This is a genomic window from Nocardioides furvisabuli, from assembly GCF_021083185.1.
Taxonomy (GTDB): domain Bacteria; phylum Actinomycetota; class Actinomycetes; order Propionibacteriales; family Nocardioidaceae; genus Nocardioides; species Nocardioides furvisabuli.
Genome location: NZ_JAIGQB010000001.1, coordinates 161,637 through 183,974, shown reverse-complemented (window position 1 = coordinate 183,974; position 22,338 = coordinate 161,637). Strand labels below are relative to the sequence as shown.

20 protein-coding genes are annotated in these 22,338 nt (G+C 72.8%); 9 read left to right on the top strand and 11 right to left on the bottom strand.

The annotated features are described in order from the left end of the window. Positions 1-51: 51 nt before the first annotated feature. The gene (locus K4G59_RS00825; protein WP_231248592.1) at positions 52-471 is read right to left on the bottom strand and encodes a hypothetical protein; all 420 of its coding nucleotides are present in this window, start codon (positions 469-471) and stop codon (positions 52-54) included. Positions 472-690: 219 nt separating this feature from the next. On the opposite strand from K4G59_RS00825, the gene K4G59_RS00820 reads away from it, so the two are divergent. Beyond that, entirely contained in the window at positions 691-2,262 is a 1,572-nt protein-coding gene (locus K4G59_RS00820; RefSeq protein ID WP_231249266.1) for a fibronectin type III domain-containing protein, read from the top strand. Positions 2,263-2,311: 49 nt separating this feature from the next. Here the strand turns inward: K4G59_RS00820 and K4G59_RS00815 are convergent, their stop codons facing one another. From K4G59_RS00815 to K4G59_RS00790, 6 genes are all read right to left on the bottom strand, one after another. Continuing rightward, on the bottom strand, positions 2,312-2,689 hold the full coding sequence (locus tag K4G59_RS00815; protein WP_231248591.1) for a hypothetical protein: 378 nt from the start codon (positions 2,687-2,689) through the stop codon (positions 2,312-2,314). A gap of 152 nt (positions 2,690-2,841) precedes the next feature. Next, complete coding sequence (locus K4G59_RS00810; protein WP_231248590.1) at positions 2,842-3,237, bottom strand: VOC family protein; 396 nt, start codon at positions 3,235-3,237, stop codon at positions 2,842-2,844. 48 nt (positions 3,238-3,285) lie between these two features. Then, a complete protein-coding gene (locus K4G59_RS20315; protein ID WP_231248589.1) occupies positions 3,286-4,698 on the bottom strand; it encodes an FAD-dependent oxidoreductase in 1,413 nt (470 codons plus the stop codon). Next, positions 4,691-6,724, bottom strand: a complete 2,034-nt coding sequence (locus tag K4G59_RS00800; protein WP_231248588.1) for a molybdopterin oxidoreductase family protein — start codon at positions 6,722-6,724, stop codon at positions 4,691-4,693. The genes K4G59_RS20315 and K4G59_RS00800 overlap by 8 nt, the downstream gene beginning before the upstream one ends. An 11-nt stretch (positions 6,725-6,735) precedes the next feature. Beyond that, entirely contained in the window at positions 6,736-8,211 is a 1,476-nt protein-coding gene (locus K4G59_RS00795; RefSeq protein ID WP_231248587.1) for an MFS transporter, read from the bottom strand. Positions 8,212-8,378: 167 nt separating this feature from the next. Then, a complete protein-coding gene (locus K4G59_RS00790) occupies positions 8,379-8,582 on the bottom strand; it encodes a cold-shock protein (protein ID WP_207083637.1) in 204 nt (67 codons plus the stop codon). A gap of 271 nt (positions 8,583-8,853) precedes the next feature. On the opposite strand from K4G59_RS00790, the gene soxR reads away from it, so the two are divergent. Continuing rightward, the gene (soxR, locus tag K4G59_RS00785; RefSeq protein WP_231248586.1) at positions 8,854-9,333 is read left to right on the top strand and encodes a redox-sensitive transcriptional activator SoxR; all 480 of its coding nucleotides are present in this window, start codon (positions 8,854-8,856) and stop codon (positions 9,331-9,333) included. Positions 9,334-9,454: 121 nt separating this feature from the next. Here the strand turns inward: soxR and K4G59_RS00780 are convergent, their stop codons facing one another. Beyond that, positions 9,455-10,372 (bottom strand): NAD-dependent epimerase/dehydratase family protein, encoded by a 918-nt coding sequence (locus K4G59_RS00780; RefSeq protein WP_231248585.1) that lies wholly within the window; start codon positions 10,370-10,372, stop codon positions 9,455-9,457. A 13-nt stretch (positions 10,373-10,385) separates the two neighbouring features. Further along, complete coding sequence (locus K4G59_RS00775) at positions 10,386-11,042, bottom strand: phosphatase PAP2 family protein (protein WP_231248584.1); 657 nt, start codon at positions 11,040-11,042, stop codon at positions 10,386-10,388. A gap of 172 nt (positions 11,043-11,214) precedes the next feature. Here K4G59_RS00775 and K4G59_RS00770 point away from each other — a divergent pair, with 172 nt between their 5' ends. Then, positions 11,215-11,583, top strand: a complete 369-nt coding sequence (locus K4G59_RS00770; protein WP_231248583.1) for a DUF485 domain-containing protein — start codon at positions 11,215-11,217, stop codon at positions 11,581-11,583. Beyond that, positions 11,580-13,187, top strand: coding sequence for a monocarboxylic acid transporter (locus tag K4G59_RS00765; protein ID WP_231248582.1), 1,608 nt, complete (start codon positions 11,580-11,582; stop codon positions 13,185-13,187). The genes K4G59_RS00770 and K4G59_RS00765 overlap by 4 nt, the downstream gene beginning before the upstream one ends. A 91-nt stretch (positions 13,188-13,278) precedes the next feature. Here the strand turns inward: K4G59_RS00765 and K4G59_RS00760 are convergent, their stop codons facing one another. After that, positions 13,279-15,507 carry a beta strand repeat-containing protein gene (locus K4G59_RS00760; protein ID WP_231248581.1) on the bottom strand — a complete coding sequence of 743 codons (2,229 nt, stop codon included), beginning with the start codon at positions 15,505-15,507 and terminating at the stop codon, positions 13,279-13,281. A 181-nt stretch (positions 15,508-15,688) separates the two neighbouring features. Between K4G59_RS00760 and K4G59_RS00755 the strand changes: the two genes are divergently transcribed. The 5 genes from K4G59_RS00755 to K4G59_RS00735 all read left to right on the top strand — a co-directional run bounded on the left by K4G59_RS00755 (position 15,689) and on the right by K4G59_RS00735 (position 20,969). Beyond that, positions 15,689-16,237 (top strand): sigma-70 family RNA polymerase sigma factor, encoded by a 549-nt coding sequence (locus tag K4G59_RS00755; RefSeq protein WP_231248580.1) that lies wholly within the window; start codon positions 15,689-15,691, stop codon positions 16,235-16,237. Then, positions 16,234-16,941, top strand: coding sequence for an anti-sigma factor family protein (locus tag K4G59_RS00750; RefSeq protein ID WP_231248579.1), 708 nt, complete (start codon positions 16,234-16,236; stop codon positions 16,939-16,941). Before K4G59_RS00755 ends, K4G59_RS00750 begins: the two co-directional genes overlap by 4 nt. 130 nt (positions 16,942-17,071) lie before the next feature. Beyond that, positions 17,072-19,027: an acetate--CoA ligase gene (acs, locus tag K4G59_RS00745; RefSeq protein ID WP_231248578.1), complete on the top strand. Its 1,956-nt coding sequence runs from the start codon at positions 17,072-17,074 to the stop codon at positions 19,025-19,027. A gap of 92 nt (positions 19,028-19,119) precedes the next feature. After that, positions 19,120-19,923 (top strand): S-methyl-5'-thioadenosine phosphorylase, encoded by an 804-nt coding sequence (locus K4G59_RS00740; RefSeq protein WP_308189316.1) that lies wholly within the window; start codon positions 19,120-19,122, stop codon positions 19,921-19,923. Then, entirely contained in the window at positions 19,920-20,969 is a 1,050-nt protein-coding gene (locus K4G59_RS00735) for an NAD-dependent epimerase/dehydratase family protein (RefSeq protein ID WP_231248576.1), read from the top strand. The genes K4G59_RS00740 and K4G59_RS00735 overlap by 4 nt, the downstream gene beginning before the upstream one ends. A gap of 4 nt (positions 20,970-20,973) precedes the next feature. On the opposite strand, the gene K4G59_RS00730 is transcribed toward K4G59_RS00735, so the two are convergent. Beyond that, complete coding sequence (locus K4G59_RS00730; RefSeq protein WP_231248575.1) at positions 20,974-22,311, bottom strand: hypothetical protein; 1,338 nt, start codon at positions 22,309-22,311, stop codon at positions 20,974-20,976. Positions 22,312-22,338: the final 27 nt, after the last annotated feature.

The following is a 22,338-nucleotide window of genomic DNA, read 5'->3' as shown; positions in this document are numbered from 1 at the left end:
GACAACGAGTGGCCCCGCCCGCGGCTACGCACCCCGCCAGCCGCGGTCCCCTCAGCAGTCGTGCGCGTCGGCCGCGGCGATCCAGGTCCCGACCATCTCGTCGGCCAGCGTCGAGCCGGCCCCGAAGTACTCCAGGCCCTTGCCGTCGGCGCCGTTCGGCGTCGGGATCCGCCCGGTGCCCTTGGGGTCGCCGATCGTCATCTTATCGAAGATCTTGATCCCGACCGGCATGCCCTCGGCGCGCAGCGCGCCGTAGCCCGCATCGGCGGCCTCGTCGCACGCAGCCCGGTAGCCGAAGACCAGGTCGGCCCCCGTCTCGGCCGAGACGACGAACCAGTTGCTCGACGCCGGGGCGCTGAGGGAGTACATCGGCACGTAGCAGTGGTGCGCGCTGGCGCTGGTCGCGGTCACGGCGACCGCCGCAGCCGCTGCGGCTGACACGACGCCGAAGCGGCGGATGGTGGCTCTCATGGTGCTGACCCTTTCGTCACGGACCCCCGTCGGGTCTCGGTGCCACCAGTGCACCCGTCAGGCCCGGGCGGCGACCACGGCGTGGACCCGCACAGTCCTCGTACAGTTCCGCGCACTGCGAGAAACATGACCTCAATCTGCGCCGTACGCCTGTGGCCCCGGTCGTGCGCCGGTGCGATGTTCGCGACACGCCTCTCGGGACTCACGAGGGAGCCCACGATGCCAAGACGCCGCTCCACGCTCGCCGCGACCGCCCTCCTGGTCGCCGCCCCGCTGCTCGTCGCAGCCGCGGCACCCGGGGCGTCCGAGCCGCCGGCCGCCGCAGCCGCGGCCGCGCCGACCAACGGCATGATCGCGGCCTTCGCCTGGCGGGCCGGTGCGCACGTCTCCGACGACCTCGACCTCGTGGTGATGAACGCCGACGGCTCCGGGGCGCGAACGCTCGTCCCGGCGGCCGCCAAGCGCAGCCTGTGCGGCTTCGACCTCGACTGGTCGCCCGACGGCAACCGCATCGCCTGGGCGTCCGCCAACCAGGTGTGGACCGTCGACGCCGACGGCACCGACCGCGCGTCCGTCGCCACCGGCTGCGTCACCCACCTCGAGTGGTCGCCCGACGGCACCACGCTCGCCGTGGAGATCGATTCGCGCACCGGCCTGCTCACCGTCGCGACCGGTGCGTTCCGATGGCTCCGGACCTGCGACTACGGCGAGCTCGGTGCCACCTTCTCCCCGGACGGGTCGAAGATGGCATCGGTCGGCACCGCCGACTGCGACCAGGACCCGATCGGGTGGGGGATCTACGGCTTCGACGTCGCCGACGGGAGCCTCGACGCCCGCTACGCCGACACCAACCTGCGCAGCCAGCCACCCAACGGGATGCTCGCCGCCATCCCGTCCGGGGCCGAGTGGCACCCGAGCCAGGACCTCGTCCTCACCACCATGGCCGACGGCTCCCTCGGTGGCAGCTGCCACCCACTCGGCCAGACGGGGAGCTGGTCCAACGCCGACCTCTACACCGTCGCCGCCACCGCCGACGCCCCGCTGGTGAAGGTCGGCTCGACCTCCGGTGAGTACGAGCTGTCCGAGCGCGATGCGAGCTGGTCACCCGACGGCACCCGGATCCTGTTCGCCGGCGACCGCAACGCCTCGTGCCAGAGCGGGAGCTACGTCCGCTCGGCCACCGAGCTCTGGACGATGAACGCCAACGGCACCTCGGCCACCAAGATCTGGACGCCGTGGAGCGTCGAGCTCGGCTTCGTCGGGTCGAGCTGGCAGCCGTGCACGGCCGCGACCACGACGTGCGTGCCCGTCGTGCCGCCCGACCCGGACGCGGACGACGACGGTGTGCCCGACGCCGTCGACGCGTGCCCTTCGGTTCCCGGTCCGGCCGACAACGCCGGCTGTCCGGTCGAGGACCCGCCGCCGGACCCGACCGACCCCACGGACCCGACGGGCCCGACGGGCCCGACATCGCCCACCGTCCCGACGGCGCCGACGATGCCGACCGTGCCGCCGTCGGCCGCACCGCCGAGCCGGATGGACGCCCCGCGCGTGATCAAGCGTGGTCGCAAGGTGATCGTGCGGTGGGCCGCCGCCCGCGACAACGGCAGCGCCATCACCCAGTACGTCGTCGACATCAGCCGCGGCCGGGACAAGAGGGCGGCACCGTGGGCCCGCAAGGTCGTCTACAAGGGGCTCGAGCCGGGCCGCTACAGGTTCCGGATCACGGCCGCCAACGCGGCAGGGCAGTCCGACCCCAGCCCCTGGGCGAGGGTGCGGGTAAAGCGCTGAGGTCGCGCCGGAGCCGCGGCGTGGACCCACAGACGTCTCTCACAGCCCCTCACGCCTGCCGCGTCGCCAGCTCGAGGCCTGCGCCCCATCCCGGGGCGCGGCCACCTGCGGGCGGTCGGATCGCGTCCATGTCGTGGCCGGACCGTGCCAGCACCCACGCGACGGCGGAGTTCGAGTTCCACATCTCGCCGAGCGCCAGCTCGTCGCGGCCCCACACCAGCGGCGGGACGAGGGCGAGGAGCTCCAGCACCCGAACGGCCCGGGCCGGGTCCTCCGTCGTGCGGACGGGGCTGTCGACCGCCTCGGCGACGTCGGGGATGCGACCGCCGGCCCAGCAGCGCAGCTCGTAGCGCAACGCGCGGAAGCGACCGAGCCGGGCGGACCCGACGGGGCCCTCGCAGAGCACGCCGCGGTCGCTGTCGGTCACGTTCCACACCGGCCCCATCTCCCCACCCGCCCGCGCCGAGGGGCAGCCAGTAGAGGTCGACCCATGAATCCACTGGCTGCCTCCCCCTCGTGCCGCCAGAGAACCAAGAAGCGGCGCGGAGCCGACAGGGCCGAAGGTCCCGAGGTCGGCAGTCAGGTCTCTCCCAGCGCGAACAAGGTCAGCTGCATGCCGTCGGGAGCGGCGACGCGGGCGTTGCGGTCGCCCCAGGGCGTCTCCTTCGCCCGCGCGACCGCCGTGGCACCGGCCCCGACGAGCGTGGCTGCCGCCTCGTCCGCGTCGGAGACCCGGAGGGCGAACCGGACCGGGCCCGAGACCCGGGCACCGACCTCGAGGTCGTCGACCATCGCCGCCTGCGCCTCGTCGAAGAGCTCGAGCGTCGCGCGTCCCGCGTCGAGCAGCAGCACCCGACCCTGGTCGCTGCTCCAGTCAGCGAGCTGCGGCAGGCCGAGGCCGTCTCGGTAGAGCCGCACAGCGGCGTCGAAGTCCTCGACGGTGAGGGTGATGCGGAACTCCTGGACACCGGTCATGCGTCGATGATCGGACCTCAGGTGCACGTGAGGTCAAGGGTCGCCCCCTCAACCCACCGGCACCCGCACCGGCCCGACCTCGCCCACGAGTCGCCGTACGGCGTCCGCGCACCCGCCGCAGCCGGTGGTCGCGCGGGTCCGGTCGACGCACTCCGCCACCGTCCCGCACGCCCGGATCTCCCCCGCGCTGACGCCGGCGCAGGCGCAGACCTCGGCCTCGTCGGGCAGCGTGGTGGGGGCGTCGGCGGCCTCGGGCAGCAGCAGCTGGCCGGGCTCGTCGGGTCCGAGGATGGTGCCGCGGTCGTAGAGCTGGGTGATCAGCCCGACGCGCGACAGGTCGCCGACGAGCGCGGCCGCGACGATCCGTCCGCCGTGGACCACCAGGCGCCGGTGCGAGCCGGCGATCGGGTTCGTCACCTCGACGACCTCGCCCTCGGCGGTCCGCGGATCGCCCAGCACGGCGACCTCGAGGCCGGTGGCGCGCAGCCGCGCGACGCTGCGCAGGCCGTCGTACGCCGCCTCCTCGCCGCGCAGCACGCGGGCCAGCACCTCGGCCTGCTCCCAGGCCGGTGGGACGAATCCGGTCGTGCGCCGACGGTGCTCCGCGCAGTCGCCGATGGCGTGCACGCGGTCGTCGGTGACGCTCGTGAGCGTGCTGTCGACGACGATCCCGCGGCCCACCATCAGCCCGGCGCGACGTGCCAGCGCGGTCGACGGCCGGCCGCCGGCGGTCAGCACGACGAGGTCGGTCGGGAGCAGGGCGCCGTTGTCGAGCTGGACGCCGTCGTCGGTCATCCGGACCGCGCGGGCGCCGGTGTAGACCTCGGTGCCGAGGCGGCGCAGGTCGCGGGCGAGCACCCCGCCCGCCGCCGGGCCGACCTGGCCGGCGAGGAGGTGGTCGGCGCCCTCGACGACCTCGGTGAGCACTCCGCGCACCGACAGGGCACGGGCGACCTGGAGGCCGAGGAGGCCTCCGCCGACGACCACGGCCCGCGATGGTTTCGAGGCTCGCTGCGCTCGCACCTCGACCACCGACTTGTCGAGGCGGCGGCAGTCCGCCAGGCTCCGGAAGGGATGGACCTTCGGGTGGAGCGTGCCGTCGCGCCGCACGAGCCCGCGGATCGGCGGGAGGGTGGGGATCGATCCGCAGGCCAGGACGAGCCGGTCGTAGGCGATGCGTTCCCCGTCGACCAGCACCACCTCGCGCGTGTCGCGGTCGAGCTCGAGCACCCGCGCACCGAGCCGCAGGTCGAAGCCCTGCGCGGCGAACCACTCCGGCGAGCGCAGGGTCAGCGCGTCGGCGGAGTGCGTGCCCTCGAGGACCGCGGAGAGCAGGATCCGGTTGTAGGGCGCGTGCGGCTCGTCGGCGAGCACCGTGAGGCGTACGTCGGCGCCGACGAGCTGCTCGGCGAGACGGACGGCGGCCATGCCACCGCCGACCACGACGACCCGCTCAGCCACGGCCCACCGCCGCGAGCCGCGCGGCGCACACCTTGAACTCCGGCATCCGCGAGGCCGGGTCGAGCGCGTCGTTGGTCAGCCGGTTGGCGCCGACCCAGTGGAACGGCACGAAGACCGTGTCGGGGCGGATCGTGGTCACCACCCGCGCGGACGCGGTCATCGTCCCGCGGCGCGTCGAGACCTGCACCGCCTCGCCCGTGGCGAGACCGAGCCGGCCGGCGAGGAGCGGGTGCAGCTCGACGAACGGGCCGTCGTCGGGAAGGTCGCGGACCCGCCGGGTCTGCGCGCCGGACTGGTACTGCGCGAGCACCCGCCCGGTGGTCAGGTGGACCGGGTAGTCGTCGTCCGGGACCTCTGCCGCGCCGCGGTGCTCGACGGTCAGCATCCGGGCCCGGCCGTCGGGGTGGTTGAACGACGAGGCGAAGAGCCGTTCACCTCCCCAGAAGACGCCACCCTCCTCCCGGATCCGGTCGTAGGTGATCGTCGAGTAGTCCGCCGGCCCGCCCGCCGAGGCCCGCCCCAGCTCGGCGAAGACCTCCTCGGGATCGGTCGCGAAGGTGGCCGTGGACCCCAGCCGCTCCGCGATCGCGGCGATGACCTCGAGGTCCGACCGCACGCCGGACGGCGGGGTGATCGCCTCCTGCCGCAGCACCACCCGTCCCTCGAGGTTCGTCATCGTGCCGGTCTCCTCGGCCCACTGCGTCACCGGCAGCACCACGTCGGCGATCGCGGCGGTCTCCGACATCACCACGTCGCACACCACCAGCAGGTCGAGCGCCTCGAGGCGCGCGGTGACCTGGGTGGCGTTGGGCGCGCTGACGACGATGTTGGAGCCGAGGACCAGCATCGCGGAGGGGCCGTCGTCGGTGCCGCAGGCGTCGAGGAGCTCGTACGCCGACCGCCCGGGGCCGGGCAGGGAGTCGGGGTCGACGCCCCACACGCCGGCGACGTGGGCGCGGGCCGCGGGGTCGTCGATGCGGCGGTAGCCGGGCAGCTGGTCGGCCTTCTGCCCGTGCTCGCGCCCGCCCTGGCCGTTGCCCTGCCCGGTGAGGCAGCCGTAGCCCGCACCGCGCGTGCCGACCATGCCGAGGGCCAGGGCAACGTTGATCCACGCCAGCACGGTGTCCGAGCCGGTGGAGTGCTGCTCGGCGCCACGGGCGGTGAGCACCATGACGCGCGGTGAGCCGGCGAGCACCGCCGCGAGCTCCCGCACCTGCGCGGCCTCGATGCCGGTCACCCGCTCGACCCGCTCGGGCCACCACGGCGCGACCGACTCCTTCACCTGCGCCCAGCCGGTCGTGCGGGCGGCGAGGTAGTCCTCGTCCACCGCACCGGCGGCGACGAGCAGGTGCAGCAGGCCGAGGGCGAGCGCGAGGTCCGTGCCGGGCACCGGCTGGAGGACGAGGTCGGCGCGGTCCGCGGTCGGCGTACGCCTCGGGTCGATGACGACGACGCGACCGCCACGGGCGCGCAGCCGGTCGAGGTGGCGCGCGGCCGGCGGCATGGTCTCAGCGAGGTTGGACCCGACGAGCACCAGCACGTCGGTCTCCTCCACGTCGGCGAGCGGGAAGGGCAGGCCGCGGTCGAGGCCGAAGGCGCGGATCCCTGCCGAGGCTGCTGAGCTCATGCACCAGCGGCCGTTGTAGTCGATCTGGGAGGTGCCGAGCGCGACGCGGGCGAGCTTGCCGAGGGCGTACGCCTTCTCGTTGGTCAGCCCGCCGCCGCCGAAGACCGCGACGCCGTCCGGGCCCTTCTCCGCCTGCGCGGCGCGGATCCCGGCGGCGACCCGGTCGAGCGCGTCGTCCCACGACACCGCCGCCCACTCCCCCGTCGCCCGGTCGCGCACGAGGGGCGAGGTGAGCCGCTCGCGACCGCCGTACAACCCGGCCGCCGCCCAGCCCTTGCGGCACAGCGCGCCGGCGTTGACGGGGAACTCCTCCCACGCCGACACCTCCGGCACACGCCTGCCGGTGAGCCGCATCCCGCACTGCAGCGAGCAGTAGGGGCAGTGGGTCTCGGTCGCCATCAGGTCACCGCTCAGATCCCGGCGCCGGCCAGGCTGTGGGCCCGGACCTCGGCGGGGCGGCGCAGGTAGACCGCCCAGGTCACCGCACCGCAGACGACGTAGAAGACGGTGAAGACCAGGAAGGCGCCCTTGGTGGCGGACATCGGGTCGGCCACCCACGGTGCGCTGAAGGCCATCGGGATGAGGAAGCCGCCGATGGCGCCCACCGCGCCGATCACGCCGATCGCGGCGGAGGCCTGCTTGGTGCCGGCCAGCAGGGCGGCGGTGCGCTCGGGGGTGCCGGCCGGCGTGGCCCGCTCGGCCTCGGTGCGCCAGATGGCCGGGATCATCTTGTAGGTCGAGCCGTTGCCGATGCCGGTCGCGGCGAAGACGCAGAGGAAGAAGCCCAGGAACCACGGGAACCACGACTGGTTGGCAGACGCGATCGCCGGGTCCGCGGTCGGGTTGGGGGTGAGCTGCACGAGTGTCCAGAGCACGGCCAGGGTGAAGACGACCATCGCGGCGAACGCGCCCAGCGTCACCTTCGCACCGCCCAGGCGGTCGGCCAGCCAGCCGCCGAAGGGCCGGGTCGCGGAGCCGACGAGGGCGCCGAGGAACGCGAAGTAGGCGAAGTAGATGCCGGTGCCCAGCGGCGCCGGCTCCGGCACCCAGAAGTTCAGCTTGATGAGCAGCGGCATCGCGGCGGAGTAGCCGATGAAGGAGCCGAAGGTGCCGATGTAGAGGAATGCCATGATCCACGTCTGCCGCTTGCGCACGACCTGCAGCTGCTCGCGTGGCGAGGACTTCGCGGTGCTGAGGTTGTCCATGAAGAAGTACGCCGCGAGCGTCGCGACGATCGCGAGGCCGGCGTAGACCCAGGCCGCGCGCTGCAGGTCGATCCCGCCCTCGGAGGCCTTGACCAGGCCGAAGATCCCGGCGCCGCCGACGATGACGGGCAGGAGGAGCTGGATCAGCGCGACTCCCACGTTGCCACCCGCGGCGTTGAGACCCAGCGCCGCGCCCTTCTTGGCCGCGGGATAGAAGAAGTTGATGTTGGCCATCGAGCTGGCGAAGTTGCCGCCGCCGAGGCCGGCCGTGGCGGCGATGAGGCAGAACACCCAGTACGGCGTGTCCGGCCGCTGCACGGCGTACGCGAAGCCGAGCGTGGGGATCAGCAGCAGTGCCGCGCTCGCCATCGTCCAGTTGCGGCCGCCGAACCTCGGCACCGCGAAGGTGTAGGGCAGGCGCAGCATCGAGCCGACGAGGTTGGGCAGGGCCACCAGCAGGAAGAGCTGCTGCGGCGTGTAGTCGAAGCCGGTCGCCACCAGGAAGGCCGAGCTCACGCTCCAGATCAGCCACACCGAGAAGCCGAGGTGCTCGGCGAAGATCGACCAGACCAGGTTGCGCCGGGCGACCCGGCGGCCTCCTCCCTCCCAGAAGTCGGGGTCCTCGGGACGCCAGTCCTCGATCCAGCGACGGCTACGGCGGGTGGGGGTCTGCGTGCTCATGGCAGCAGCGTGGTGGGCGACTGTGACGTGCGCGTGGGCCCGGCGGTGGCAGGACCGTCACGTTTCCCTCACGACCTCACGGACCTCACCGCCTCACGGTCCCGGCCGGCTCCGGACGCACGAAGAGCCCCGGCCGCACGAGGCGGACGGGGCTCTTCGAGGAGATGTCAGGCGATGCGGACGTTCTCGGCCTGGGGACCCTTGGGGCCCTGGGCGAGGTCGAACTCGACCTTCTGGTTGTCCTCGAGCGACTTGTAGCCGTTGGACTGGATCGCGGAGAAGTGGACGAACACGTCCTCGCCGCCGCCGTCCTGCGCGATGAAGCCGAAGCCCTTGTCAGCGTTGAACCACTTGACGGTGCCCTGAGCCATGATGTGTTTCCTTTGTTTTCGTTCGCGGGCTGTGTGCCGGCGACCTGCTGAAGACATCCACCTGATGGAGTCCAGCGAACCGAAAACCAGGAGTAAGAACACGAGCCGCACATCGTGAGCGGCCAGGACGATCCGGGGATCGTCCCTTCAACAACGACCAGCGTACGCCATCGGAGCCGGATGCGGGACTTCGTGGAGCGTGGTGACCGTTTCGAGCGCGGTGGCAGGATCGTTGAAGGTGAAGTGAACCTGAGCTCGAGGAGCGTCTGTGATGGGTGCGCACGACCTGCTGCCGATGGGCGAGGTCTCCCGGCGCAGCGGCTTCGCCGCGTCGGCGATCCGCTACTACGAGGCCGAGGGACTCCTCGAGGCGCACCGCTCGGCCGGTGGGCAACGCCGGTTCGAGCGCAGCGTGCTCCGTCGCCTGGCCTTCATCCGCGCTGCCTCCAACGTCGGGCTGAGCATCGAGGAGATCCGCGGGGAGCTCGCCCGGCTTCCCGGCAACCGCACCCCCACCAAGGCGGACTGGCAGCGCATCTCGCGCCACTGGGGCCGCCGCCTCGACGAGCAGATCGCCGCGCTCGAGCGGCTCAAGGGCGGCCTCGACGGCTGCATCGGCTGCGGCTGCCTGAGCCTGCGCAGCTGCGCCTTCTCCAACCCCGACGACGTGCACGCCGAGCGCGGGGCGGGTGCCCGGCTGCTGCCCGACACGTTGCGGCGGCCGCACCCGACGCGGCGTACGTCCGGGTAGTCCACCGGGAAGTGGCTGACGAGGTCGGGTAGTCCACCGGGAAATGGCTGGCGGGGACGGGACGGGACGACCACATCCCGGTGGACTACCGAGGGTCACGGGCGGCGGCGACACCCCGGGCTCAGGACTCCCGCAACCCCGCCTGCAGCTCCGCGAGCGCGTCCTCGAGGGTCACCCGCGGCGACCAGCCCCAGCCGCGTGCCCGGTCGGCGCGGATCTGACCGGTCCATGCGGGCTCGTCGTCCCACGACGGCTCGAGCCCGAGGGCGGACGCCACGGCCCCGAGGTAGTCGCGCTGCGTCGCCGGACCGCTGGCGACGTTGACCGGGGTGCAGCCGCCCGCGACCGGTCCGGTCGCCGGGTCCGACCCGGCGGGGATGGCGCCGGTGGCGAGGTCGGCGGCGATGGCCGCCAGGTCGTCGACGTGCACCCAGGCGAAGGTCGCCTCGGCGACGGCGTGCTGCTCGGCCGGGTCGGCCGCGATGTCCCGCGGGCGGATGGCGTTCCACACCGACGACCCGCCCGGGCCGAGGATCGCGGGCGGGCGCAGCAGCACGCGGGTGGTGCCGGCCAGCCGCTCGAGGGCGGCGTCGGTGTCGCGCTTGATCACGCCGTACGCCGACGACCCGTCGGGCACCAGCGCACCGTCCTCGTCGACGTCCCCCACCCCGGGGCTGCGGTCGTAGACACCGGCCGTCGAGACGTGCACCAGCAGGGGTACGGCGGCGGCGACCGCGGCCTCGGCGATCACGAGCGTGCCGTCGAGGCCCACGCGGCGCTGGTCCTCGGCGTCCGAGCCGAGCGGGTGGACGGTGGTGACGAGCGCGTCGGCACCCGCGACCACGGTGTCGGCGAAGGCCGGGTCGGCGAAGTCTCCGACGTGCTCCTCGACGCCCGGAGCGCTCGGCGCGGTGCCCACCCGGCGTACGACGGCGCGCACGGCGGCACCCCGCTCGGCCAGGGCGGCCACCACGTGGCTGCCGACCAGGCCGTTGGCACCGGTCACGACGACGACGGGATCAGGGACGTGTGAGGTCATGGACCCCACCTTGTCACTCCGCAGAAACCCGCCTCGGCAGCACCACGTGGGCGACGACCGCGACCCAGACGGGGGCGAACACCAGGCTGGTCAGCACGTCGGTGGGGTGGTGGGCGCCCTCGTAGAGGCGGCTGGCCGCGACGACCAGCGGGACGGCGTACAACGGCCACACCCAGCGGCTCGCGCCGGCCACGGTGCGGGTGAGGTGGACGGCGAGGGCGGCGTAGACCACGACCGAGGTGGCGACGTGGCCCGACGGGAAGCTGTGGTCGGGCACGAGGCCCGGGTCGAGGATCTCGACCGGCGGGCGGTCGCGGGTGATGAACCACGTGGCCACGAGGTAGAGCGCGAGGGTGCCGACCACCAGCACGCCGTAGTAGACGAGCAGGCGGCGCGAGCCCTGCCGGCGCCAGGCCACGAGAGCGATGACGACGGCCAGGGCGATCCCCACCACGGTGTCCGCGACGTGGCTTCCGGCGGCCGCGACGACGTCGAGGGCAGGTGTCCGCCGCTCCTCGATCCCCACCGCGACGCTGTCGTCCCACGGGTCCACCACCGACGCCAGCGGTCCGGTGAGCAACCAGCCCACGGCGAGGACGGCCAGGGTCAGCAGCACCCAGGCGGAGGCGAGGACGCGTACGCCGTCGCGGCGGGTGTCGGTGTCGGTCACGGGGCGAAGCCTCGCACCCCGACCGCTCGTCGTACGCCACCCGCCGCCCACCGCTCGGCGGGCGCCATCGACAGACCGACCGGACCGCGCCACTGCCGCACGGATGTGACGGCTGCCACGGTGATCGCGGTCACAGTGCGTGACCAGGACCCCCTTGCGAGAGGACGACGCCGTGACCACCGAGGCACCCGACCAGGCAGCGCGCCACGATCCGGTCTACGACCGGCTCCACGAATCCAGTGAGTTCACCGAGCTGAGGAAGCGCTACCGCGGCTTCGTCATCCCGGCCACCGTGGCCTTCCTGGCCTGGTACCTGCTCTACGTCTTCATGTCGAACTGGGCGGGTGGCTTCATGGCCGTCCAGGTCGTGGGCAACATCAACGTGGCCCTGGTCTTCGGGCTCCTGCAGTTCGTCACGACCTTCGGGTTGGCGTTCATGTACAGCCGCTACTCCAACGCCAGGCTCGACCCGCTGGCGCGCAACCTCGAGCAGTCCTACCGCGACCAGGCCGGCACCACCGGAAAGCGGGGCCAGGCATGAGTGACCAGTTCCTGACCACGTTCCTGTTCCTGTCGGTCGTCGCGCTGACGGTCGGCATCACCTTCTGGGCCAGCCGCCAGACCAAGACGGCCACCGACTTCTACTCCGGTGGCCGGTCCTTCTCCGGCTTCCAGAACGGCCTCGCGATCGGCGGCGACTACATGTCGGCCGCGTCGTTCCTCGGCATCTCCGGCGCCATCGCGGTCTACGGCTACGACGGCTTCCTCTACTCCATCGGCTTCCTCGTCGCGTGGCTCGTCGCCCTGCTGCTGGTGGCCGAGATGCTCCGCAACGCCGGTCGCTACACGATGGCCGACCAGCTCGCCTTCCGGATGAACCAGCGCAAGGTGCGGACGGCGGCGTCCGTGTCGACCGTGGTCGTCTCGATCTTCTACCTGCTGGCACAGATGGTCGGCGCCGGCACGCTCGTCGCGCTGCTCCTCGGCGTGGACAGCGAGGCGATCAAGAACATCACCATCGTCGGGGTGGGCGTGCTGATGATCTTCTACGTCGTGGTCGGCGGCATGAAGGGCACGACCTACGTCCAGATCACCAAGGCGGTGCTGCTGATGCTCGGCTCGGCGCTGATCGTGGTGCTGGTGCTCGCGAAGTTCGACTTCAACCTGTCCTCGCTGCTCGGCGCCGCCGCCGAGAACTCCGGCAAGGGCGACGCGTTCCTCCAGCCCGGACTGCAGTACGGCAGCACGCTGACGTCGCAGATCGACTTCCTGTCGCTCGGCCTGGCCCTGGTGCTCGGCACCGCGGGCCTGCCTCACATCCTGATCCGCTTCTACACGGTCCCGACCGCCCGGGACGCCCGTAAGTCGGTGCTGTGGGCGATCGGCCTGATCGGCGCGTTCTACCTGATGACGCTGGTGCTCGGCTTCGGTGCCGCGGCGCTGCTGGACCGCGAGGCCGTCGACCCGGCCGTGGGCGGAAACCAGAACCTCGCCTCCCCGCTCCTCGCCGAGGCGGTCGGCGGTGGCGCCGGCTCCACGGGTGGCGCTGTCCTGCTGGCACTGATCGCGGCGGTCGCCTTCGCGACGATCCTCGCCGTGGTGGCCGGCCTGACGCTGGCCAGCTCGTCGTCGGTGGCGCACGACCTCTACAAGGGAGTGCTCAAGAAGGACGAGGTGGTCAGCGAGAAGGACGAGGTGCGGGTCGCCCGCATCGCCGCCTTCGCGATCGGCGCCATCGCGATCGTGCTGTCCATCCCGGCGCAGCGCCTCAACATCGCCTTCCTCGTGGCCCTGGCCTTCGCGGTGGCGGCGTCGGCGAACCTGCCGGCGATCATCTACAACATGTTCTGGCGCCGCTTCAACACCCGTGGCGCCACGTGGAGCATCTACGGCGGCCTGATCTCCGCCGTCGGCCTGGTGCTGCTCTCGCCCGTCATGTCGAGCCTGCCGACCTCGATGTTCCCCGACGCGGACTTCGCGATCTTCCCCCTCAACAACCCGGGCATCGTCTCGATCCCGCTGGGCTTCCTGCTCGGCTACATCGGCACGATCACCAGCCGGGAGCCCTCGGCAGAGGAACGCTTCACCGAGCTCGAGGTCCGCGCCCTGACCGGTGCCGGCGCCGAGGGCGCGACGCACCACTGATCCGCACGACCGCGCCGCACGCGCGCCGACGCCCCGGGGACAGATGGTCCCCGGGGCGTCGGCGTTGTCGTCGTACGGGTGGTGCGAGTGGTCAGATCCCGCTGCCCGGCAGGATGACGGCGCCGTTGACGGTCATCACCCCTCCGTCGTTGTAGGCGTCGGGGCCCTCGGGAGCGGTGTTGGCCTCGAAGGTGATACCGGTCGCGGTGAGGGTGCCGGTCGCGGAGTTCCACAGCCCGCCGCCCTCGTTGGTGGCGCTGTTGCCGGCGATCCGGCCGTTGGCCCAGGTGACCGTGCCCGCACCGGTGATGTGCAGGGCTCCACCGTTGCCGGGTGCTGCGCCGGTGGCGTTGTCCACGGCGTTCACGTCAGCCAGGTCGGCCGTGCCCGCGTTGACCTCGATGGCTCCGCCGGCACGGGGCGCGGAGTTGCCGTTGAGGTTGGTCCCGTTCAGCTCGAGCGTTCCGCCGAGCGACAGGACGCCGCCACCCGAACCGGCGGCCCCGGTGGCCTTGTTGTTCTCGATGGTCGAGCCCGAGACGGTCAGCGCGCCGCCGTCGTCGTAGATCGCGCCGCCACCCTGGTCGGCCGCGGCACCGGTGGCGACGTTGCCGCGCAGGTGGGTGTCGGTGACCGTCATGGTGCCGGTGGCCGAGTTCCACAGGCCGCCACCCTCGACGGCCGTGTTGTCGTGGACCTTGCTCTGGCCGACCTCGACCTTGCCGGCACCGGTCAGGTGCAGGCCGCCGCCGTTGCCGGGTGCGGTCCCGGCGTTGTTGCCCTGGAGCGTCGTGAGCATCACCTTGGTGGAGCCGACGTTGGCCTCGATCCCGCCGCCTGCGCGGTTGGCCGCGTTGTTCGTGATGGCCGAGCCGCTGATCGCGAGCGAGCCGAGGTTGTTGAGCGCCCCGCCGCCCGAACCGGCGGCGCCGGTCGCCTTGTTGGCGTCGATCGTGGTGGAGGTGATCGACGTCGTGCCGTCGGAGTAGACGCCACCGCCACCCTGGTCCGCAGCAGCGCCGGAGGCGGTGTTGCCGGAGATCGTGGAGCCGGTGATCGTCATCGTCCCGGCGGCTGCGTTCCACAGACCGCCACCCTCGACGGCCGTGTTGGCGAGCACCTTCGTGGTGTCGACGGTGACCTTGCCGGCACCGGTGAGGTGCAGGCCGCCGCCGTTGCCCGGGGCCGCTCCGGTGCTGTTGCCCTCGATCGTGGAGGCGACCACGGTCGTCGTCCCGCCGTTGGCCTCGATGCCCCCGCCGGCGCGGGGGGCGCTGTTGCCCTGCACCTCGGTGGTCGACAGGGCGAGCGTGCCCAGGTTGTTGAGCACGCCTCCGCCGGAGCCGGCCGCGCCGGTGGCCGAGTTGGTCTCGATGTTGCTGGCACGCACGGTCAGGACGCCACCGTCGTTGTAGAGACCGCCGCCGCCCTGGTCGGCTTCCGCACCGGCCGCGGTGTTGTCGCGGATCGTGGTGCGCTCGACGGTGAAGTCGCCGGTGGCGGAGTTCCACAGGCCACCACCCTCGGCACCCGCGGTGTTGTTGGCCACCAGGCTGCCCTTGACCTTGACGCTGCCGGTGCCCGTCAGGTGCAGGGCACCGCCGTTGCCCGGGACCGCGCCGGTCGTGTTGCCGGTCAGGCGGCTACGAGCGATCACGGTCGTGCCGCCGCTGGCCTCGATGCCACCGCCTGCGCGCTCGGAGGAGTTCCGCCTCACGCGGCTCTCGACGATCCGCAGCATCCCGCCGTCGTTCATGACCGCGCCGCCCGACGCCCCTGCCCCGGTGACCGTGGACTCGAGGAGGCTCGACTTGCGGACCTGGACGTCGCCGCGGCTGCGGATGAGGCCGCCGCTCTCGGTCTCGGCCGGTGCTCCGTTGCGCAGGCGCAGTCGCTTGATGACCAGGCGGCTCCCCGTGCGCACGTCGAAGACGCGGTCGACGCCCTTGGCGTTGATGGACTTCCCGCGACCCATGACAACCAGGCTGCCCCGCACGTCGAGGTCACCGCGGCCGGCTCCGCCCTTGCTGTTCTTGCCGGTCGCGAACTTGATCGAGCGCAGCAGGACGATGCGGTCCTTGCCGGAGGTCTTGTTGGCCTTGCGCACGGCCATGCGCAGCTGCTTCTCGGTGCGTACCTTGAAGACTCGCTGCTTCTTCGCCTGCTGCGTCTTCGCAGCCGTCTGCTGCGACTGGCCCTGGACCGACGCCTGCGTGGTGTCGGCCGCGCTGGCCGGTGCCACCGCGAAGGCGGCCAGTGCGAGTGCTGATGCGGCCACGCCGGTGGCCGCCCGCAGCCCTGTTGTCCTCAGTGCTGACATCGCTGTCTGCCCTTCTGGTCGTCGTCCGGCGGACGTGCCGTGCTCCGCCTCTGGTCGGCCCGCTCGTGCGGGTCGACATCGGTGGATACGGCGCCGGGACCGGTCGCGTTCACCGGGCCCCGCGATGAACGCGGCGGTGCCTGGCGCCGTACACACGGGTGTGACCGGCAGACTGGACGGCGTGAGCGACCCCGACGGAGCGGTCCCGTCCCTGGCGGACGAGGACGGTGTGACGGCGGCCTACCGGTTGCACGGCGCCGAGGTCTACCGCTTCGCCCTGCGGGGGCTGGGGGACCCGATGGCCGCCCAGGACGTCACCCAGGAGACGTTCGTGAAGGCGTGGCGCCACGCCGAGCGCTACGACCCGGAGGTGGCGTCGCTGCGGGTCTGGCTCTACGGCATCGCCCGCAACACGATGATCGACCACGTGCGCGCCGCCGCGGTCCGGCCCTGGGACAGCCAGCTCGCCGAGCCGCCCACGGTGGAGGCGGCCGCCGGCTCGATCAGCGACCAGGCCGACGCCCTGCTCGACGGCTGGCTGGTCGAGGAGGGCCTGCGCCGGCTCGCCCCCCACCACCGGGAGGCGCTCGTGCAGACCCACCTGCGCGGACGTCCCTACGACGAGGTGGCGACGGAGATGGCGATCCCGGTCGGCACCCTGCGCAGCCGGGTCTTCTACGCGATGCGAGCCCTGCGGGCCGCGATGGATGAGATGGGAGTGAGCCTGTGAGCGTCTCAGAGGAGGGTCATCGCGAGCTGCGGGAGCTGCTGGGCTCCTACGCCCTGGGCCACCTGCCCGACGACCAGGTCGCCCGGGTGCGTGCGCATCTCGACGGCTGCCGCGCGTGCCGCGCCGACCTCGACGACCTGCTCCCCGTCGTGCGACGGCTCGACGCGGTGGACGCCGACGCCTTCGGCGACGTGCCCGCACCCCCGCCCGGCCTCGGTGACGACATCTGGCAGGCCGTGTCCCGCGAGCGCGCCCAGCGCGACGCCGTACGGGAGTCCGCCGGGCGCGTCCGCACCCGGCCGGAGCGCATCCGCGTCCTGGCCGCCGCAGCTGCGGTGGTGGTGGCACTCGGGGTCGGCGGTGCCGTCGGACGAGCGACCGCACCCGAGCCCGCCTCCGTGCCGACCGAGGCCATCTCGATGCGGGTGGCGCCGGGCGACCCCGTGAGCATCGAGAGCGCCGACCTCGTGGCCCACACCTGGGGCGTCGAGCTGCGGATCGTCGCGGCCGGCTTCACCGAGGGCGAGACCTTCCGCGCCTCGTTCCGCACCGACGACGGCGCATTGGTGCCGGCCGGGGAGTTCCTGGGGGTCGGCTCGTCGCGGATGACCTGCTTCCTCCAGTCCGCGAGCCTGCGCGAGGACGTCACCCAGGTGCTGGTGACGGACGAGGCGGGCACCACCGTCGTCTCCTCGGACCTCTGAGCGAGTCCCCCCGCCCGTCCACCGCACGCCCCAGACCGCCCGTCGCGCTCCGAAGGACCGGACCTGTCGACGACCCGCCCCCGCGCAGTAGGTTCACGTGACGACAATCACGTACAACGGGAGATCGCAGATGAGCAGTGAGACCCTCTCCAACCTGTCCCGCGAGGACCGGCGGTTCGAGCCCCCGGCCGCCCTGGCCGCCGACGCCAACGTCAAGGAGGAGGCGTACGCCCGTGCCGACTCCGACCGCGAGGCCTTCTGGGCCGACGCCGCCGAGCGGCTCGACTGGGGCCGGAAGTGGGACCAGGTCCTCGACTGGTCGAACCCGCCCTTCGCGAAGTGGTTCGTGGGAGGCACCCTCAACGCCTCGGTCAACTGCGTGGACCGCCACGTCGAGGCCGGCAACGGCGACAAGGTGGCGATCCACTGGGTCGGCGAACCGGACGACGACACCCGCGACATCACCTACTCCCAGCTCAAGGACGACGTGTCCCGGGCCGCCAACGCGCTGATCGAGCTCGGCGTGAAGAAGGGCGACCGCGTCGCGATCTACATGCCGATGATCCCCGAGGTCGTCGTCGCGATGCTCGCCTGCGCCCGCCTCGGCGCCCCCCACACGGTCGTGTTCGGCGGGTTCTCCGCCGACGCCCTCGCCTCCCGCATCACCGACTGCGAGGCGCACGTCGTGATCACCTCCGACGGGGGCTACCGCCGCGGTGCGGCCAGCGCGCTCAAGCCGGCCGTCGACGAGGCCGTCGAGAAGACCGGAGACCTGGTGCGCCACGTCCTCGTCGTACGACGTACGGGCCAGGACGTCGACTGGCACGACGAGCGCGACGTGTGGTGGCACGACGCCGTCGACGGCGCCCCTGCCGAGCACGAGCCCGAGATGCACGACTCCGAGCACCCGCTCTACGTCATGTACACCTCCGGCACCACCGGCAAGCCGAAGGGCATCCTGCACACCACCGGCGGCTACCTCACCGGCACGTCGTTCACGCACTGGGAGGTCTTCGACCTCAAGGCGGACACGGACGTCTACTGGTGCACCGCCGACGTCGGCTGGGTGACCGGCCACTCCTACCTGGTCTACGGACCGCTCGCCAATGGTGCGACCCAGGTGATGTACGAGGGCACGCCCGAGAAGGGCCGCTGGTGGCAGATCATCCAGGACCTCAAGGTCACGATCTTCTACACCGCGCCCACCGCGATCCGGACGTTCATGAAGCAGGGTCGCGAGATCCCCGACGCCTACGACCTGTCCTCGCTGCGGCTGCTCGGCTCGGTCGGTGAGTCGATCAACCCCGAGGCCTACATCTGGTACCGCGAGGTCATCGGCGGCGAGCGCTGCCCGATCGTCGACACCTGGTGGCAGACCGAGACCGGTCAGATGATGATCAGCCCGCTGCCCGGCGTGACCGCCGGCAAGCCCGGCTCGGCGATGAAGGCGCTGCCGGGCATCGCCGTCGACGTGGTCAACGACGAGGCGGAGCCGGTCGGCAACGGCAGCGGCGGCTACCTCGTGATCCGCGAGCCGTGGCCCGCCATGCTCCGCACGATCTGGGGCGACGACCAGCGCTTCAAGGACACCTACTGGTCGCGCTGGGAGGGTCTCTACTTCGCCGGCGACGGCGCCAAGCTCGACGACGACGGCGACATCTGGCTGCTCGGCCGCGTCGACGACGTCATGAACATCTCCGGCCACCGCCTCTCCACCACCGAGATCGAGTCGGCCCTGGTGTCGCACCCGAAGGTCGCCGAGGCGGCCGTGGTCGGCGCCGCGGACGAGACGACCGGCCAGGCGGTGTGCGCCTTCGTCATCCTCCGCGACTCCGCGGGTGACGGTGGCGAGGACATCGTCGAGGAGCTGCGCCGGCACGTGGCGAAGGAGATCGGCGCGATCGCCAAGCCACGCCAGATCATGGTCGTGCCCGAGCTGCCCAAGACCCGCTCGGGCAAGATCATGCGCCGGCTGCTCAAGGACGTCGCCGAGCACCGCGAGGTCGGCGACGTGACGACGCTGGCCGACTCGACGGTCATGGACCTGATCAAGACGAAGGAAGGGTCCTCGGCCTCCGACGACTGACCGCTCCTGCTCTGCGTCAGACGAACCCGCACCCATCGGTGCGGGTTCGTCCGACGTCCGGGGTCGTCACCGGCGTCCGCTAGTTTCGGGTGGTGACCGACTCCACGCTCGCCGACGTCGCCGTCATCGGCGGCTCCGGCTTCTACTCCTTCCTCCCCGACCCGACCGAGCACGTGGTCGAGACGCCGTACGGCGAGCCGTCCGCGCCGATCGGGGTCGCCGAGGTGGCTGGGCGCCGGGTCGCCTTCCTCCCCCGGCACGGGCGCCACCACGACCACCCGCCGCACGCCATCCCCTACCGCGCCAACGCGTGGGCGCTGCGCTCCCTGGGCGTACGCCAGGTGCTGGCGCCGTGCGCCGTCGGCGGGCTGCGCGACACGGTCGCGCCCGGCGACCTGGTCGTGCCCGACCAGCTCGTCGACCGCACCCACCGCCGCATCGGGTCCTTCGTCGAGTCCGGCGCGGTCCACCTGCCCTTCGCCGACCCCTACTGCCCGGGCGTCTCCGCGGCGCTGGCCGGCGCCGACGCGGACGTGCGGGCCGGCGGCACCATGGTCGTCGTCGAGGGGCCGCGCTTCTCCACCCGCGCCGAGTCGCGCCACTACGCCGACCAGGGCTGGGACCTGATCAACATGACCGGGGCCCCCGAGGCGGCGCTCGCCCGCGAGATGGGCCAGTGCTACGCCCCGCTCGCGCTGGTCACCGACATGGACGCCGGCGCCGAGTCGGGCGACGGGGTCGGGCAGGAGGAGGTCTTCGCGCTCTTCCGCCAGAACCTCGAGAGGCTCACCGGGCTGCTCACCGGGGCCATCGAGGCCCTTCCCGCCCCGGAGGGTTGCACCTGCTCGACGTGGGCGGACGGCGTCGACCTGACCTACGAGGTCCCGGGCGCATGAGGGTCCTGCTCACCGGCGCTGCCGGCTTCATCGGCACTGCGATCGACCGCGCGCTCACCGAGGCCGGGCACGAGGTCGTCGGTGTCGACCTGATGCTGGACAGCGCCCACGGCTCCAGCACCCCGCCCGAGGGCGTCCACCAGCTCGACGTCCGCGAGGCCGGGTCGCCGGAGTGGGCCGAGCTGCTGCGCGGCGTCGACGTCGTGTGCCACCAGGCCGCGCTGGTCGGCGCCGGGGTCCGCGTCGGCGACCTGCCGGCGTACGCCTCCCACAACGACCTCGGCACGGCCGCCCTGCTCGCGGCGATGCACGACGCCGCCGTCGACCGGCTGGTCCTGGCCTCGTCGATGGTGGTCTACGGCGAGGGGCGCTACACCTGCGCGCTCCACGGCGACCAGCAGCCGCCGCCGCGTGACCTCGCGGCGCTCGAGGGCGGCGACTTCGACAACCACTGCCCCGTCTGCGCGGAGCCGCTCGCGTGGTCGCTGGTCCCCGAGGACGCCCGCCTCGACCCGCGCAGCAGCTATGCCGCGAGCAAGCTGGCCCAGGAGCACTACGCCGCGTCGTGGGTCCGGCAGGCCGGTGCCGGAGCCGTGGCCCTGCGCTACCACAACGTCTACGGCCCGGGCATGCCGCGCGACACCCCCTACTCCGGGGTCGCGGCGATGTTCCGCTCCTCCCTCGAGCGCGGCGAGCGGCCGCAGGTCTTCGAGGACGGCGGGCAGGTGCGCGACTTCGTCCACGTCGCCGACGTGGCCCGCGCCAACGTCGCCGCGCTCGAGCAGGTCGTCGCCGAGTCGGTGCCGCGCTACGCCGCCTACAACGTCTGCTCCGGCACGCCCGTCACCATCCTCGACGTGGCGACCCGCGTCGCGGAGGGCACGGGGCGCGACATCGCCCCGCAGGTGACCGGCGGCTTCCGCGTCGGCGACGTACGCCACGTGGTGGCCTCGCCCGCGCTCGCCGCTGCCGAGCTGGGCTTCACGGCGTCGGTCGACCCGCACGACGGGCTCGCCGACTTCGCCACCGCACCGCTGCGCGCCTGAGGCCTCACCAGGTCGTGTAGAGCAGGTGCTGCACCACCAGCGCGGTGAGCACCTGCAGCCCCAGCCCCCAGCGCCGCCAGCCGCCGGGCAGCAGCGCCAGCGACAGGGTCAGCCACGGCACGAACGGCAGCCAGATCCGCTCGACCTCGGCCTTCGACATCCGGCTGAGGTCGGCCGCGGCGACCGCCGCGGCACCGGCGAGCGCCAGCACCGCGAGCGTGCGCGCCTCGCCGACGTGACGGCGCGCCGCCACGGCCAGTCCGGCGCCGAGCAGGGGGCCGCCCGAGACGAGCAGCGCCCCGAGGTTGCCCCACATCCAGTACGTCGCGGGCCGGGTCGCGGCGATGCCGTCCCAGTAGCGCTCGACCAGCACCGGGTAGGCCTCCCACCATGCGAAGCCGAGGACGGCGAAACCCAGCACCACGACCAGCGCGGCACCCGCCGCGACCGGCAGCGGCCACCACGAGCGGGCGAGGAGCAGCACCGCGAGGGCCGGCAGGCCGAGCAGCGGCAGGCCGAAGGAGCTCATCACGCACCAGCCCAGGAGCAGCCCGGCCACGACTCCCCAGCCGATGAGGCGGCCGCGGGAGGGCGACGTCGCGGAGGCGGCGAGCGCAGCCAGCCCCCATGCGCCGAGCGCGGCGAACACCGCGTCCGCGGACACTGCCAGGAACACCGCTGCCGGCGTCAGCACCAGGAAGGGCGCGGCGAGGCGGGCTCCCCGGTCGACGCCCAGCGCGCGCAGGGCGACCAGGGTCGCCACCGGGATGCTGGCCGCCACCGCGCAGACCACGAGCGCGGCCGCGAGGTCGCCGCCGAGGCCGATCGCGACGAGTCCCACGAAGAACAGCAGGGCACCGGGCGGGTGGCCGGCGACGTGGATCGGCCAGTTGTCCGGGTGGGCCTTCGGGATCCGCTCGACGTAGCCGGCGAGCAGGGCCGGCACGTCGCCGACCGTGCGGGCGGTGACGAGGTACTCCGTGTCGTTGGTCATCACCCGCGTCAGTCCGGCGGAGCCGTCGACCAGCGCCAGCGACACCAGCCACACCAGCCCGACGACGTACGCCGTCAGCAGCAGGCGTCGCCACGACCAGGCCAGCGCCCAGGCCTCCGCGCGCCACACCCCGAGGCCGGCGACGAGCAGCGCCGGCACCGTGCCGAGGCCGACCTTCGCCTGCCAGAACCCGTGGGTCGGCGGCACGCCCAGCATGTCGCTGCGCGCGTCGACGTCCCACCCGGTCAGCGGCGGGACGACGAACGACGCCAGCAGCACCAGCGCCGCCACCGACAGGCCGATCGCGGCCCGTCTCCCGGCGCGTGCGGTCGTGCCCCCCTCGGTCATGCCGCCGAGCCTAGGGGCCGCCTGCGC

Bases quoted from the DNA above. Each gene is read 5' to 3' on its own strand.
- K4G59_RS00825 (WP_231248592.1), bottom strand. From the start codon at position 471: ATGAGAGCCACCATCCGCCGCTTCGGCGTCGTGTCAGCCGCAGCGGCT.
- K4G59_RS00820 (WP_231249266.1), top strand. From the start codon at position 691: ATGCCAAGACGCCGCTCCACGCTCGCCGCGACCGCCCTCCTGGTCGCC.
- K4G59_RS00810 (WP_231248590.1), bottom strand. From the start codon at position 3,237: ATGACCGGTGTCCAGGAGTTCCGCATCACCCTCACCGTCGAGGACTTC.
- K4G59_RS00800 (WP_231248588.1), bottom strand. From the start codon at position 6,724: ATGGCGACCGAGACCCACTGCCCCTACTGCTCGCTGCAGTGCGGGATG.
- K4G59_RS00795 (WP_231248587.1), bottom strand. From the start codon at position 8,211: ATGAGCACGCAGACCCCCACCCGCCGTAGCCGTCGCTGGATCGAGGAC.
- K4G59_RS00790 (WP_207083637.1), bottom strand. From the start codon at position 8,582: ATGGCTCAGGGCACCGTCAAGTGGTTCAACGCTGACAAGGGCTTCGGC.
- soxR (WP_231248586.1), top strand. From the start codon at position 8,854: ATGGGTGCGCACGACCTGCTGCCGATGGGCGAGGTCTCCCGGCGCAGC.
- K4G59_RS00780 (WP_231248585.1), bottom strand. From the start codon at position 10,372: ATGACCTCACACGTCCCTGATCCCGTCGTCGTCGTGACCGGTGCCAAC.
- K4G59_RS00765 (WP_231248582.1), top strand. From the start codon at position 11,580: ATGAGTGACCAGTTCCTGACCACGTTCCTGTTCCTGTCGGTCGTCGCG.
- K4G59_RS00760 (WP_231248581.1), bottom strand. From the start codon at position 15,507: ATGTCAGCACTGAGGACAACAGGGCTGCGGGCGGCCACCGGCGTGGCC.
- acs (WP_231248578.1), top strand. From the start codon at position 17,072: ATGAGCAGTGAGACCCTCTCCAACCTGTCCCGCGAGGACCGGCGGTTC.
- K4G59_RS00735 (WP_231248576.1), top strand. From the start codon at position 19,920: ATGAGGGTCCTGCTCACCGGCGCTGCCGGCTTCATCGGCACTGCGATC.
- K4G59_RS00730 (WP_231248575.1), bottom strand. From the start codon at position 22,311: ATGACCGAGGGGGGCACGACCGCACGCGCCGGGAGACGGGCCGCGATC.